At 56.6% G+C, this 13,412-nt stretch carries 10 protein-coding genes, 2 pseudogenes and 1 riboswitch; of the genes and pseudogenes, 8 read left to right on the forward strand and 4 right to left on the reverse strand.

The genetic code is table 11. The annotated features are described in order from the left end of the window. Positions 1 to 266 precede the first annotated feature (266 nt). Together PO605_RS06595 and PO605_RS06600 are read left to right on the forward strand one after the other, a co-directional pair. Entirely contained in the window at positions 267 to 1,799 is a 1,533-nt protein-coding gene (locus PO605_RS06595) for a hypothetical protein (protein ID WP_016453764.1), read from the forward strand. A 122-nt stretch (positions 1,800 to 1,921) separates the two neighbouring features. Continuing rightward, complete coding sequence (locus tag PO605_RS06600) at positions 1,922 to 2,545, forward strand: winged helix-turn-helix domain-containing protein (protein ID WP_225971062.1); 624 nt, start codon at positions 1,922 to 1,924, stop codon at positions 2,543 to 2,545. 171 nt (positions 2,546 to 2,716) lie between these two features. Here PO605_RS06600 and PO605_RS06605 read toward each other — a convergent pair. From PO605_RS06605 to PO605_RS06615, 3 genes and pseudogenes are all read right to left on the reverse strand, one after another. Continuing rightward, positions 2,717 to 2,970: pseudogene (locus PO605_RS06605) on the reverse strand (chromate transporter); the annotation flags it as partial. 186 nt (positions 2,971 to 3,156) lie between these two features. After that, positions 3,157 to 3,567, reverse strand: coding sequence for a DUF190 domain-containing protein (locus PO605_RS06610; protein WP_017405063.1), 411 nt, complete (start codon positions 3,565 to 3,567; stop codon positions 3,157 to 3,159). Further along, entirely contained in the window at positions 3,567 to 4,862 is a 1,296-nt protein-coding gene (locus tag PO605_RS06615; protein ID WP_012203660.1) for a voltage-gated chloride channel family protein, read from the reverse strand. The genes PO605_RS06610 and PO605_RS06615 overlap by 1 nt, the downstream gene beginning before the upstream one ends. A 77-nt stretch (positions 4,863 to 4,939) precedes the next feature. Continuing rightward, positions 4,940 to 5,006: riboswitch (Fluoride riboswitch) on the reverse strand. 170 nt (positions 5,007 to 5,176) lie between these two features. Between PO605_RS06615 and PO605_RS06620 the strand changes: the two are divergent. From PO605_RS06620 to PO605_RS06630, 3 genes and pseudogenes are all read left to right on the forward strand, one after another. After that, positions 5,177 to 6,000, forward strand: a pseudogene (locus tag PO605_RS06620) (IS5 family transposase). After that, positions 5,997 to 7,451 carry an ATP-dependent nuclease gene (locus tag PO605_RS06625; RefSeq protein WP_012203663.1) on the forward strand — a complete coding sequence of 485 codons (1,455 nt, stop codon included), beginning with the start codon at positions 5,997 to 5,999 and terminating at the stop codon, positions 7,449 to 7,451. The pseudogene PO605_RS06620 and the gene PO605_RS06625 overlap by 4 nt, the downstream one beginning before the upstream one ends. Next, positions 7,444 to 8,292, forward strand: a complete 849-nt coding sequence (locus PO605_RS06630) for an HNH endonuclease (RefSeq protein ID WP_016453766.1) — start codon at positions 7,444 to 7,446, stop codon at positions 8,290 to 8,292. Before PO605_RS06625 ends, PO605_RS06630 begins: the two co-directional genes overlap by 8 nt. 588 nt (positions 8,293 to 8,880) lie before the next feature. Here the strand turns inward: PO605_RS06630 and PO605_RS06635 are convergent. After that, complete coding sequence (locus PO605_RS06635; protein WP_012203665.1) at positions 8,881 to 9,933, reverse strand: DMT family transporter; 1,053 nt, start codon at positions 9,931 to 9,933, stop codon at positions 8,881 to 8,883. 586 nt (positions 9,934 to 10,519) lie between these two features. On the opposite strand from PO605_RS06635, the gene PO605_RS06640 reads away from it, so the two are divergent. Genes PO605_RS06640 through PO605_RS06650 form a run of 3 tightly spaced genes read left to right on the forward strand, consistent with a single transcriptional unit; the run spans position 10,520 to position 13,409 of the window. Next, complete coding sequence (locus PO605_RS06640; protein ID WP_012203667.1) at positions 10,520 to 11,722, forward strand: TolC family protein; 1,203 nt, start codon at positions 10,520 to 10,522, stop codon at positions 11,720 to 11,722. Then, entirely contained in the window at positions 11,719 to 12,303 is a 585-nt protein-coding gene (locus PO605_RS06645; protein WP_012203668.1) for a hypothetical protein, read from the forward strand. Before PO605_RS06640 ends, PO605_RS06645 begins: the two co-directional genes overlap by 4 nt. Next, positions 12,300 to 13,409 (forward strand): efflux RND transporter periplasmic adaptor subunit, encoded by a 1,110-nt coding sequence (locus PO605_RS06650; protein ID WP_012203669.1) that lies wholly within the window; start codon positions 12,300 to 12,302, stop codon positions 13,407 to 13,409. The genes PO605_RS06645 and PO605_RS06650 overlap by 4 nt, the downstream gene beginning before the upstream one ends. The last annotated feature ends 3 nt before the right edge of the window (positions 13,410 to 13,412 follow it).

The following is a 13,412-nucleotide window of genomic DNA, read 5'->3' on the forward strand; positions in this document are numbered from 1 at the left end:
AACGTCACACAAAAAAATATCGCTCAGTGAAAAGGAATGAGCATGTTTGCGCAAGCCAAAACTGCGCATTTCCATCGTTCATGAACCCTCTTTCCAACATCTCAAGCTGCAGATCTGATTTCTGATAGTTCCGAGGCATAGCGTTTCATGAAAATTGCAAATATGTCATTTTTTTGAGTGGAATATGCCATCACAAATTTGTTAGTGTCTTTGAAAAACTAGGATTCGGATTTTTTGCTCAACTTATAGTGATTCCGGGAGATGTGATGCGGAGAGAGGATTTACAGCTCAGGCAGCTTGCGAAGACTGGGGATACAGAGGCATGCTTAAAGCTTGGTGAAGCATATTTAACAGGCTCACCTGGGATAGCCAAAAATACTTCCATCGGGATTTCTTATCTCAGATTGGCGATCCCAAAAGCCGAACAAAGAGTTGCTTCCTGCTTAGCAAAAAATCTATCGCTCCGAGAGCTCATCAGCGAGGACCTGGCTTTCGCTCTTAGGCAAGCTGCTGAAGTGGATGAGATCGCTAGATTAAAGTTGTCAGCCTGGCACTTTCTTCGTTGCGAGCCAGATATGGGAATTTCCTGGCTACGCCGATGCCAGACCAGACTTATTGAGAGCAATGCTATCGATAGTCAAATTCCATCTGTTTCCAAGATATTGGAATCCTTATATGCACTACGTGTTATTAATCCGAAAGATGTCTCTTATGTCATCGAAAGCGAGGCTCGATCCGCACTAGATGAAAATCGCCTCGACAAGAGCATACAGATGATATCAATGCTCTCAATGAGCTGCCGATCTGTTGCGCTTGACCCAGTTTTTCATCAGCTGATATGCGACATTGTTGCGTATGCAGAGAAATTTAGGCGCGATTTGGGTTGTCTATCCAAGAGTATGATCGAGCAGAGCTTAGAGCGATGCTCTGCAAATGGCGATCTCAATGCGTGCCATATTTTGGGAAGATCACTAGCCGGATATCCATGCGGTCATTTACCGGCGGATCGACTTGTGCGCTCACAAAATCTCAGGAAATCCGTTGCACTCCTCTTGCGATGCGCCGATGCTGGCATGTCTATCGCTTGGCTGCATCTATTTAGAATTTGCTCCGATTACCGCAGCTCTGTAGCAAATCCAACAATGGCAAAATTTTGCCTCGAAAAGGCGGCAAAACATGGAATTGTAGAAGCAGAACGCTGCCTCGGAATAATTATTCTCAGAGAATCCTTGGATATAGATTCAATGGCAACCGGAATGAAGTTACTTCATTCTTCTGCCCACAAAGGGGATTCACTGGCTAAGACTTTGCTTTGCTCCTTCGTACTTCCTGTTTCTGGCTTAGAAGAAGATGCCGAAGCAGCAATATTAGAAATCCAAAGCGTTACTCCCATGCTGGCGATGCGACTGCGACTGGCAAGAGCTTTTGGACTGACAAAGCTCGAAGCCCTGTCCATGAATATTACAACCACCATTCGGCCATGGGGTTTGGTTTTAGAAAAGAACACCCTCGTTGCGAAGGGAAAGCTCTCCGAACCAAGAGTTATTCCTGCAACTAGCACTTATGCGATGAACTGCCTTGATATCGCATCAGCTCTTTTTACATCTAATTCGTTGGAGAGCACGATATTTGAAGGATCGCTTAGAGCGAGATCGCTGCAACTGAGGAGGTTGCTCCAGAAGTTGCATGTACAGGAGAAAATTTTCTTTTCTTCAGCGTCTTCCCAAGAAAGAGAAAGCACCAGAGTGGGGGCTAAATGGGCAAAGGTGCAAAAAGAAATCCTAAAAGAATCCTTCTAGGTGCAAATGTATAAATGCGAATAGTTGTAATTAGATCTTATGAAGATTTTCCACAATATCTCAGAGAGACTTTGCATAATTTCGAGCTCACAATAGAAGAATTTATCGACTATGACTCAGGTATGAAGTTCGCCATAAGCAATAATATTGCCATCATACTGGTTTATGAGAAACAGTCATATTTGGAGAAGGTAGAGTTATTCTGCAGGCAAGGCCCTGATAAATATCTCCCAGTTTCGGCCATCACAAAAATCACACATAACACTGGCCACCAGCTATTTTTAAGAGATAAAAAGACATTATCAATGTCGCGTATCAAAAACAACGAAGAGATCATAAAAATTGTTGAAAAAATCAAAGCCGGCTTGCTGCGCGACTTGAGAAACAGAGAGTTTTATAATTTAGAAGATCTCGTGCTTGATTTGTCGAAACAAAGAGCAGAACGTGGTGGTAAGAGACTTGACCTAACCAAAGGTGAGTTTTCGTTGCTATTGGAATTCATGCGTCGATCAGGACGGGTTTTATCCCGAGAGTATCTGGCGGTACATGTTTGGAAGAAAGAAGGCGAATTTACGAAAAATATGGTTGATGTTGCAGTACGCAGACTACGAAAGAAGCTAGACGACAATCATGAGTTGAAGCTACTCCATACTCGAAGGGGTGTGGGATATATTTTAGAAGTCCCCGCAGCCAAAGAATTGGAGCCGGAATCATCCACTCGAGATTCAGAGACACAAGCGCCTTGAACGAAAAAGTGGTGCGCCGTTTCGTATATTGGGTGTAACTGTGCTGCCTCGCAGAGAGTTGAGTCAATTAAATCGACGCAGATCCCACACACTCGCTTAAATCAAACCTCGCCAACAGAACTAGCCCAGCTCTTATTTCGCAACTGTAGAGACTCGATGTTTCCAATGCGCGCCCGCCAAGATTACGCCCCAGGTGCGGTGCAACAGCCAACCGATGTAGATCTCCAGCTGGTGCGCGTCCGGACCGGTCAGCAACATGCTGTAGTTCAGCGCATGCAGGAACCGCTTCTTGGAAATCCAGCGGCGGCAGCCCACCAGTTCCTCCTGCATGTGGAAATCTGGCCAGCAGGACCTCCAACGCTGATGAAGCCAATCTTCACCCGAAAGCGCACGTGCGTAATGGCTCTGAGCACTCGGTGCGCCACTGCACTTTAGTTTGTGCCCCCTCCCGAACGGGGGAGGAGTGAGCGATCGGCGAAAGCACGGGGCTCTGGGCTGATGCGCCGCGGCCGTCAAGGGCTCGTGAAGGTCTGCATGCGAGCCGCTGCAGCCGCTCAGAATCTGTGCACCAACAACAGGTTCACAACGAACAATTGCCGCTCACCTCGCCGTCATTGTTCATCCGGCGGCGGCTTGGTACCCCGGCGCGCCTCCCCCGGAAACCGGAACGGCCCAAGCGGAAGCTCGGCCAGAAGCAAGACCGCGTGCACCTTGTTCAGCTCGCCTGCGTGCTCATGCATAAAGGCGCGCAAGCGCTGCTCAGAGTCCAGCAGTTCCAGGCATTGAGGATGTCGCATGTCGAGCACTTCGGCATGGCTGTGCGAGAGACGTTCGCCCGGCAGGTAGCCCGAGCTGACCCGATGCAGCATGGCCTGGCGGATGTGCGCGTTCTTTGCTGCAACCAGCAGGTGATGAGCCAGCGCAGGCGCGCTCAGGCGGTGCCAGAAGCGCGTGGCCTTGGCCGTGCTAGCGCCCGGGAAGTACAGACGCAGAGCTGCCAGCGTGGCCGGTTTGGTGCTCATCATGCTGGATCCTTGGTCTTGGTTGCCTCCACATCGCGGCGTGGAACTTCGGCCCCGGTCAGGCTGCGCCTGTGGTGCTTGCTGTGGCCAATGCGCTGGGCGTGGTAGATGCCTGCATGCCCGGAGAACAGGTAGGCGGTGACGCAGCCGATAGCCGCCAGTGGTCCGATGCCAGCGCCGAACAGCTCCATCGCCATCAAGGTAGTAGCAATGGGCGTGTTCGCCGCCCCCGCGAATACTGCAACAAAGCCGATGGCGGCCATGAGCGCGAACGGCATATGCAGCAAAGGCGCCAGGACGTTGCCCATGGTCGCACCGATGTAAAACAGCGGTGTCACCTCGCCGCCCTTGAAGCCCGTCCCCAGCGAGGCGACCGTGAACACCAGCTTGCCCAAGAAGTCCCATGGCAGCATGGGCTCTTGGAAGGAGCGAGCGATGTCCGGAATACCCAGGCCGATGTAGCGGTAGGCGTCGAGCGCCCAAACCGCCGTGGCGATGACGAGGCCGCCGAAGAAAGGCCGCAGTGGCGGGTATGCGATCAGGTGTTTGACCAGCGCGCCGATCTTGTGCACGGCGGTGGCAAAGAGCATTCCGACCAGGCCAAAGAGAATGCCGGCGATGATGACGGCGACCACACTCCAAGCATCGATATTGTTCACGGCGCTCATGGCGTAGTGGGTGTGGTGGACTCCCCAGGCGGTGCAGACCTGATCGGCTACGAAGGCTGCCACGATGCAGGGAAACAGCGCGTCGTAGCGCATACGGCCGATGGCCAGCACCTCCAGACCGAAGACTGCCCCGGCCAGCGGCGTGCCGAAGACCGAAGCGAAGCCGGCGCTGATTCCGCTCATCAGCAGCACGCGGCGATCGTCTTGGTGGAGTCGGAAAACATGCGTCAGCTGGTCGGCCAGAGCGCCCCCCATCTGCACGGCGGTGCCCTCGCGCCCGACTGATGCGCCGAACAGATGGGATATGACGGTGCCGCCCAGTACCAGCGGCACCATGCGTAACGGCACCACCTGCTTGGGGTCGTGAATCTCTTCGATCAACAGGTTGTTGCCGCCGTCCACCCGCTTGCCCAACAGGAAGTAAACGAGGCCCACTGCCATGCCTGCGAAGGGCAGCAGCCAGATGATCCAGGGATGGGCCTCACGCCAGGCCGTCGCCAGGTCCAGGGACAGCAAGAAGAACGCGGAAGCGGTGCCGGCCAGGGCCGCCACGAGGGTGGCGAAGATGAACCACTTGCCCAGATAGGGAAGCAGTTCAAGCTGTTCGAAATGGGGGAATTTGCGCATTGGTCAGGTAGCTCGAATTAATCGGCCTGACCAACGACGAGTTGCATGCGCGAGCGCCTACAGCCCTGAACAAGCCAGGTTCTGTAGGCGTCATCAGCCGCACTAGTGCGGCGGTTTTAGAGGCACGCCATCTCTTTGCGCTGCATTATAGGAAAAAGCATGGATGCTGTGCAGTACGCGCCGCGAGATGGCCGGTGTTTTGATTTATTAAAGTCGTAAACATGCTAAAGAGTGGCTAACACCACTTCGTCACAGGCCCCCGCAGAGCAGTTACGCTCGCTGCCCTCATGGCATGACGACCCGTAAGCAAAGAACTGTGGCTACAGCTACAACCCCTGATCCCAGCCTTCGTGCCTTCTGCCAAAGGCGATGCGCGCAAACTCGCAGTCAGCGATGAAGCCGTCCTCAACGGCATCTTGTTCGTGCCGCAAACAGGCATTCCATGGGAAGACCTTCCCCAATCGCTGGGCTACGGCAGCGGCATGACTTGCTGGGGGCGCTTGCGCGACTGGAACGCCGCTGGTGTCTGGGAGCCGCTGCACTAAGCCATGCAGACTTGCTTGCGTGAACATGACCAAATCGATTGGAGCCGGGCCAGCATTGATGACTCCTCGGTACCAAGCCCCAGGGGCAGGAAACGGGCCCAAACCCCACTGACAGAGGCAAGCTCGGCTCCAAGCGGCATATCGTCGTAGATGCCAGAGGCATCCCGCTGGTGATCTTGGTCAGCGGCGCGAACCGGCACGACTCCACGATATTCGAGAAGTGCGTGGACGCGACTCCTGCGATTGCTGGCCTGCCAGGACGTCCCCGTAGAAGACCGGCAAAGCTGCACGCCGACAAAGGCTACGACTTCAAGCGATGCCGAGCCCACCTGAGGCAGCGGGGCATCATTGGCCGCATTGCCAGACGAGGCATTGAGAGCAGCGAGCGCCTGGGCAAACACCAGTGGGTGGTGGAGTGGATGCACAGCTGGTTTGCAGGCTTTGGCAAGCTGCGAATCCGCTTTGAACGACGGCTGGATATCCACGAAGCGCTGCTGAAATTGGCGGCAGCGGTCATCTGCGCGCGCTTCGTGGATCGGTGGTGTTCGCCAGTCTTAAGCCCAGATATAATAAAATTTAGGGAGGAGAGATGAATTTCTACAAGAGTACTAAAAACCGCGACTACGTCCTGCCGCAGGGAGCAGAACTCCCGTGTGTCGTTTACATCGTAGACAACTGGGACGACTACAACTTCGAGACGTTGTACCACCTCTGTCTGTTCAAAAAGAGCGGGGGCAAAGAAGTTCTTGGGGATGTGAAGATTCTCCAGACCAACAGTCGGAACACCAAGATCCCCGATTCGTTCCCTTCTCTTGGTCCTGAGTTCTTTAGCCTTGGTCAGGACTTGGAGTACTACGAGAACATGCGCAAGCATCTCCCGAAAACCCATCGCAAGGTATTGGATGCTTTGAACGACGTCGTCGTGAAGCCGCAGTTGCTCGATGAAATCGAAACGTCGAGTGGCTTCCGCAATTCGCTGATTCGATTCAATGATGCTAAGCTAGCTTTGCGCGACGGACTGGCAACGCTTGAGGAGCGGCCCTTGGAGAAGGGCTATAGGTTCATGTACTCGGGCAAGATTCCAGGCGCTGAAGAGGGAGTGTCCATAGACGTGGACCTTCAGCCAGATGACCCTGTGCCAGGCCGAATCCTCGCGATCATTGGTCGCAACGGAGTGGGGAAGACTCAATTTTTAGCCCAGCTTGCACGAGACCTTGCGACGACAAAGCGGGTGTCGATAGAGACAGCCAGCCAAGTAGAGTCTGCTTTTGAGCCTGCCAGACCTCTTTTCTCACGAGTCATCGCGTTGTCCTTCAGCGCATTCGACAAGTTCCAGCGCCCCGAGCCGGAGAAGTACTTCAGCTATATCTACTGCGGGGTGCGTGATGACAGCGGCGGAATTTCTAGGCGAGCACTTGAAGCGAAGCACCTTGAGTACCTAAAGCGCATCGTTGAACAAGACCGTGAGGACCATTGGGAGCAGCACGTTGCGAACGTAATGGGCGTTCCGAAGAAAATTATCTCCATTACGGAGCACATCGAGGAGCTTGAGAAGAGCCTGCCGCCCACCATGAGCTCCGGGCAGTCCATCCTGGCCTACTTCATTTCGGCTGCACTGGCTTACCTCAAGGAAGGGTCGCTGGTCATCTTCGACGAGCCCGAAATTCACCTGCATCCCAATGCAGTTGCGCTGCTGATGCAGACCTTGCAGGCACTGCTGAAGGAGTTCGACTCGTACGCAATCATCGCGACCCATTCACCGGTGGTGATCCAGGAGGTTCCCCGCAAGCGGGTCATTCGGTTTGAGCGTGAAGGCAACATCACCACTGGCAGTCCCCTCGGCCATGAGTCATTTGGGGAGAATATCGCCGAGCTGACCCGCCTGGTGTTTGAGACTGTCGAGATTCCAAATTTCTATAAGAAGACATTACAGGCGCTGGCCAAGAAACACGATTTCGACACGGTCGCCAAGATGTTCGACGAACAGCTAAGCCTGCACGCAACGGCGTACCTTGCCTCGCTGTACGAGGACGGGGATGCATAAGCTTACCCTTGCAGCCGGTCTCCCGAGAGAGCATTTTTCCGGTATCGTCGATGGGAAAAGCGGTGACCGAGGCGCCCGATTGACGGACATGCTACCGGTAGTCCAAGCTCACTATGGAGTCTTTGAGGCTGCCTATACAGTGGCGGACATCAGTGGTGTGGCTCAGGGCACTTGGACGAAGACTGAACGTGAAGACCTGCTGCACTGCTATGAGACCACGGCCAAGGCTCTGCAGCAACTGAAGACGCTGATTTTAGACAGCCAGCCGGAAGGCATTCGAGAGGTTTGCCCTTACTGCGGCATCGGTGGCCCCAGGCAGTTTGACCACTATTTGCCAAAAGAGAAGTTCCCCGAGTACAGCGTCCACTCGTACAACTTGGTGCCGTGCTGTGGCGTCTGCAATGGCAAGAAGGCCGATATCTGGCTGCAGCCCAACAACACCCGGACATTCATCAATTTTTATCTCGACTCTTTGCCTGCAGTGCCGATGCTCGACGTCACGGTTCAATGGTCAGTGAAGAACGGCAAGCTCGTCCCGGTGTCGATATTTCAGTTAGTCTGTCCAGCTGGGTTTGGAGCAGCTGAGTTCCAGCTCGTCTCGAATCACTTCCAGAAGCTGGGTTTGCTCGCAAGGTACAAGGACCAGGCGCACACTGAGTTCCTTGCCATTCGAAATGCTGCGCTTTCCAGAGAGGCGAAGACTGTAGTGGTGCTGCGTCGGTTTTTGGGAGAATTTGTCAAGAATTGGGAGCAGACTTTGGGACCGTTGAACTGGCGCATCTCGCTCTACCGAGCGCTGATTGCACACACAGACTTCCTGCAGACTTGCCTCAAGCCATAGGCTAACAGTTTGGACTGTCCCTGATAGGGGAGACTGGCCTGCGGTGTATCGGCACCACCCGATCGCCTGCGACGGAACGGCGGGTCTGTCCGATACCGACGTTCAGCGGGAGCTCAAAGAACAGCTGCAGCGCTGCCATATGGAGTGGTCCCGGTCTAGTAGACAAACCCCAGCCTCAAGCCGAGGCGCGTTCAAGCGTCTCAGATCTAGCGCCGGTCAGAGGTAGCAGTGGCGGGGAGCTTCGCCGATGGTTGCGTTTTTTAAATCATCCATCCTCTGTGCGATTTGCTCTCGGCACAGCAGGTGATGCTGCGTGCGGCGGATGTCTGCCTGTGTTTCCGACATTAGCTAGGCCCATCGATCGTCGCGGACGTACGAAGGCCGCATGAATGCTGGATCCCAGTTTCCAATTAACCCAAGAACAGCCGGCGCGGGCATAGCGTCGGCTTGCGGCTAAAGCAACCGTTTGAGCGCGCTGGAAACTCCATTGAGCATCTCCAGCGCTGGAGCGTGACACCCTCTACCCCTGCGGGACAGGAGGCTGCAATCACGATGCGAGAATCTTGCGCAACGTCGAGCAGGCATTGCTCAATGCACATGCCGATGATGAATGTCCGGGTAGTGCGGATGCCTGTGAGTCAGCACCTCGTGCGTATGGGCATGGACATGAGGTTCTTTGCCGCCCCATTCAGCGCCATGGCCATGTTGATGGTGCTCATCATGTCGGTGGCTGTGCGTATGCACGATCGGCTCATGCGAGTGCTCATGCTCATGACGCTCTCGCAGGTGAAGCCAAACGCCGATGCCCATGAACACTGCCGCCGCCCAGAACAGCGTGGAGGGCGCTTCTTGCAAAATGGCGAACGACAGTGCCACACCGAACAGCGGTGCGACGGAGAAGTACGCGCCGGTACGAGCGGTGCCAAGGGTTCGGAGTCCGACAACGAAGAGAGTCAAGCTGAGTCCATAGCCCAGGAACCCCACAGCCATGCTTGATATGACAGCTGCGGGCTCGGGTTGCTGAGCTCCCATGTAGACAGCCAACGCAGTGTTGCAGACTCCGGCCAACAGACCTTTGCAGCACGCAATGACCATTGCATCATTCGAAGACACTTGGCGCGTGAGGTTGTTGTCGATGCCCCAGCAAAGGCAAGCAGCCACGACGAGCAATGCATGGGGCGAAAGTGAAGCGCCACCGGGTTGCCAGGAAAGGAGCACACCACCCACGACGATGGCGACCATGCCGAGCACGATGTGCCGGTCAGCGTTTTCCTTGAAAACGACCCATGCAATCACGGCGGTAAGCACCCCTTCGACATTAAGAAGCAAAGATGCTGTCGCACCCGATGTCTCGGTAAGGCCCCACATCAGAAGCGCCGGGCCCAGCATCCCGCCGAACAGTACTGCGCCAAGGAGCCATGGGATGTCCTTCTTCGAGATACCAACCGCCGGCGCTTGGTCGGGCCTGTCCCAAAGTTGCCGGATGGCGAGCAATGCACCAAGACCGATGCCGCTTCCGAGGTACAGCAGTCCCGCCAACAACAATGGCGGCACATCTCCAACGAGGAGCTTAGCGAAAGGTGTGCTGGCACCGAAAAGGAGGGCCGCAGCCAGGGCAGGAGATGCTGAGCGGACGGACATGGGATGAACTTTGGAGCTGATTGCTCTCAATCCTAAGGGTCCCCCACCGAAGGGCCTGCCCGATGTTCGGCATACCCCGTTTGCCAAAATGGCCCTAGCGAGTCATTGGCATACAGCTTTTTGCACACGAACAGGTAGACTCCCTCCCCGTGCGTAAATCACTCATCCTCGTAGCAGTGCTCTTCGGGATGCTCTGGCAAAGTCTTGCCATAGCAGGCTCGGCTGTCTATGGAGAGGATTTCGAGCACACGCTCATGCACTGGTCTGAGGCAGGACACCATCATCACGATGATGGGTCCTTCCACGAAGCTGATTCGGACGACGCCAGCCAGCACGTCGCTCTGGACGCAGTGTTGAGCCTCTCGGCCCTGCTGCCCTCCATGTCTCTCAGTCTTCCTCCTGCAGATGCTGGGCAGGTGCTGACGCTGCACGACGCTGCGTTCCCCAGCCCGTCTCCGCACCGATTGCGAAGACCTCCCCGTCTCCTCCTCTGAACTTATTGGTCGGCATGCCTGATGGCTTGCCGAGCCCGTGGCGTGCGCGTTTGAACGCGTGCTCGTCACTGCTTTAAGTCACGAGGTGTACCTTGAAATCCGTTTTATTGGCCTTTGGCATCGCCATCGGCCTGGGCGCTGGCATGCCCTTTGCCAACGCCCAATATGTGACGTTGTCGCAAGCTGTTGATGCGGCTTGGCAGCGCACCACCGACTCACAGGAGTCATCTGGCCAGGTCCGTCGTGCAGGTGCTGAGCTGGAGGTCGCCAGGTCCTTCTGGTCAGCCGCTCCCACACTTGAGATTGGCCACCGAGACGACCGGCTGCAATCGAACCGCGGAGCGAAGGAGACCGAACTCGGCATAGCGCTTCCGTTGTGGAGGCCTGGACAGCGCGGCGCCCGCCTGGACGCAGCGCAGGCAGACCGAGATGCCGCAGAAGCATCCATAGCAGCGGGCCGATTGCGTACGGCAGGCGCCGTACGCGAGGCAGCATGGAACATCGCAATCCAGCGAGCCGAGCTAGAGGTATCCAAGGCACGGCAGTCAGCCTTGCGGTCCCTCAGTGCGGACGTTGGGAGAAGAGTCGACGCAGGAGAGTTGGCTCGGGCCGATGGCTTGGCGGCGCGAGCAGAGATGCTAGGAGCGCAAGCTGCTGTTCTGGCCGCAGAGCAGCAACTCCAGGCTGCAACCCAGGAGTGGTCAGTGCTAACAGGCTTGACCGCAATACCGGAACCGACGCTTGAGCCTGATGTCATCGGTCCGGAAGAGCATCCAGCCTTGCGCTTCGCCCGGTTGCATGTCGAAGCGGCGCAACGCCGCCTGAAGGCAGTGTCTGCGTCGTCGACGGCATCACCGGAGCTCATTGCCCGAGTCCGTCAAGACACCTCCGGCCGAGCCGAGGCCAGCAGCCATTCGTTTGGACTGGCCGTGCGCATTCCCCTCGGAGCATCCAAACGCAACGCGCCATTGGTCGAAGCGGCAATGACAGCGCTCAATGTCGCTGAGGCGGCCGAGCGCCAGTTCAAGGACCGGCAACAGGCGGCACTGACAACGGCAAGGTTGACCGAGGCCAACGCACAACGACAACTGAAAGACGACCGCAAGCGGGCGGCCCTGTTGTCTGAGCGGGCCCAACTGATGGAGCGGGCATTCGCGGCTGGTGAAGGCGCGCTGCCTGAGACGCTGAGGGCCCTGTCCGCAGCGCAGGACGCTGCCGCAGCAGCCAAGCGCCAGGAGGCGGCGGTTGGTCTTGCCCGTGCCAAGGTATTGCAAGCGCTAGGAGTTACCCCATGAATTTCAAAAAACACTGCATGGGGTACGTTGCTGCAGCCCTGTTTGCATTCGCCGATGTCAGTCTCGCGGCCCCTGGTGCCCATGGTCCCAATGGCGAGCATCTTGACGGGCCCGCTACTCAGGTCCAGGGCAGCAGCGCTCCGCGCCTGGAGACACGCTCCGAGTCGTTCGAAATGGTTGGGCGTCTCAGCGTTAGCGAATTCTCTATGTTCATCAATCGGTATGAGACCAACGAGCCCGTGCTGAATGCGCAGGTGGAACTGGAGCTGGGCAACCTCAAGGCCACCGCGCCATTCCATGCAGACCAAGGGGACTATGCAGTCGCTGACGAGGCCTTCCTCAAAGCGCTTGCCGCCCCTGGTGAGCACGCGATGGTCATCATGGTCACGGCAGGCAATGAGGCAGACCTGCTCGACGGAACGCTGGTTGTTCTGTCAGAAAGTGCCGAACACGGCCACGGTCACCACATGTCAAACGCCATCAAGGCTGCCATCGTTGCAGGCCTGGCACTTTTGTTCTTGATTGGCTGGGCAGTCATGCGTCGGAAAGCTACCGCCAAGAAGGCTGGAGTTTCCCAATGAAGTACTTCCTTTCAGCTCTCATGGTCGCACTGTGCGCCTCCGTTCACGCCGCTCCTGGTGCGCATGGCCCCAATGGCGAGCACCTTGACGGCCCCTCCGTCCCCACAACGTCCAATAGCCTGAGCCGATTGCCTGACGGTAGCGTCAACGTACCGATGCTCGCCCAACGACGATTGGCGATTCGGACCACGTTCATCACCGAGCAGGATGCCGGCGTGACGGTGCAACTGCCTGCTCGCATTGTCATGGACCCCAATGCAGGTGGTCGAGTGCAGACGGCGCTGGGCGGCCGCATTGAGGCAGGTCCCAGAGGGTTGCCTGTCGCGGGGCAAGCGGTACGCAAAGGAGATGTCCTCGCCGTTGTCGCGCACCAGCCAGACCCCATCGCACTGGCGAACCAGCATGCAGCCTTGGCAGAGCTCCGCAGCGGCCTGGAATTGGCTCGCCAACGAGTCAAACGGCTTGAAGGCCTCGAAGGGTCTGTACCTCGCAAAGACATTGACGCAGCTCGAGCGGAACGCTCAGGTCTGGAAGCTCGGTCATCCGCAGTGGGGGCCAGCCTGAGCACACGGGAGAGGTTGGTGGCTCCGATAACCGGAGTGATCTCCCGCGCGGATGCCGTGGCAGGACAGTTCATTGAGCCACGCGATGTGGTGTATGAGATTGTTGACCCGGGCCGTGTACTGGTGGAGGCATCGACAGCCGATGCAGCGCTGGCGGGCAAGCTGTCCTCCGCCTCCTTGTCAGGCATTCCAGATGCCGAACTCCAACTCATTGGAGCCGCGCGCGCCTTGCGCGATGGCGTGTTGCCACTCACGTTCCGATTGAGCTCCAAGCAGGCGCTTGCCGTGGCTGTGGGTCAGCCGGTCACAGTGCTGGCCACCCGCAAAGACACGACCAAGGGCTATGTCCTGCCGGCGCAAGCTGTTACCCGGAACGCTGCGAATGAGCCCGTCGTTTGGATTAAGTCCGGAGCCGAGCGGTACATACCGCAGCCAGTGCAGTTTCGCCCCTTGGATGCCCAGCGCGTGGTGGTCACGCAAGGTCTGGGCAGCGACAACCGGGTCGTGGTCCAGGGTGCACCGCTGATTGCACAAATCCGCTGAGCC

This window comes from Delftia sp. DT-2 (assembly GCF_028401915.1).
GTDB lineage: Bacteria > Pseudomonadota > Gammaproteobacteria > Burkholderiales > Burkholderiaceae_C > Comamonas > Comamonas tsuruhatensis.

Coding starts and splice junctions, on each gene's coding strand:
- PO605_RS06615 (WP_012203660.1), bottom strand. CDS start 4,862: ATGCGCAAATTCCCCCATTTCGAACAGCTTGAACTGCTTCCCTATCTG.
- PO605_RS06635 (WP_012203665.1), bottom strand. CDS start 9,933: ATGTCCGTCCGCTCAGCATCTCCTGCCCTGGCTGCGGCCCTCCTTTTC.
- PO605_RS06610 (WP_017405063.1), bottom strand. CDS start 3,567: ATGAGCACCAAACCGGCCACGCTGGCAGCTCTGCGTCTGTACTTCCCG.
- PO605_RS06625 (WP_012203663.1), top strand. CDS start 5,997: ATGAATTTCTACAAGAGTACTAAAAACCGCGACTACGTCCTGCCGCAG.
- PO605_RS06650 (WP_012203669.1), top strand. CDS start 12,300: ATGAAGTACTTCCTTTCAGCTCTCATGGTCGCACTGTGCGCCTCCGTT.
- PO605_RS06645 (WP_012203668.1), top strand. CDS start 11,719: ATGAATTTCAAAAAACACTGCATGGGGTACGTTGCTGCAGCCCTGTTT.
- PO605_RS06595 (WP_016453764.1), top strand. CDS start 267: ATGCGGAGAGAGGATTTACAGCTCAGGCAGCTTGCGAAGACTGGGGAT.
- PO605_RS06630 (WP_016453766.1), top strand. CDS start 7,444: ATGCATAAGCTTACCCTTGCAGCCGGTCTCCCGAGAGAGCATTTTTCC.
- PO605_RS06600 (WP_225971062.1), top strand. CDS start 1,922: ATGAAGTTCGCCATAAGCAATAATATTGCCATCATACTGGTTTATGAG.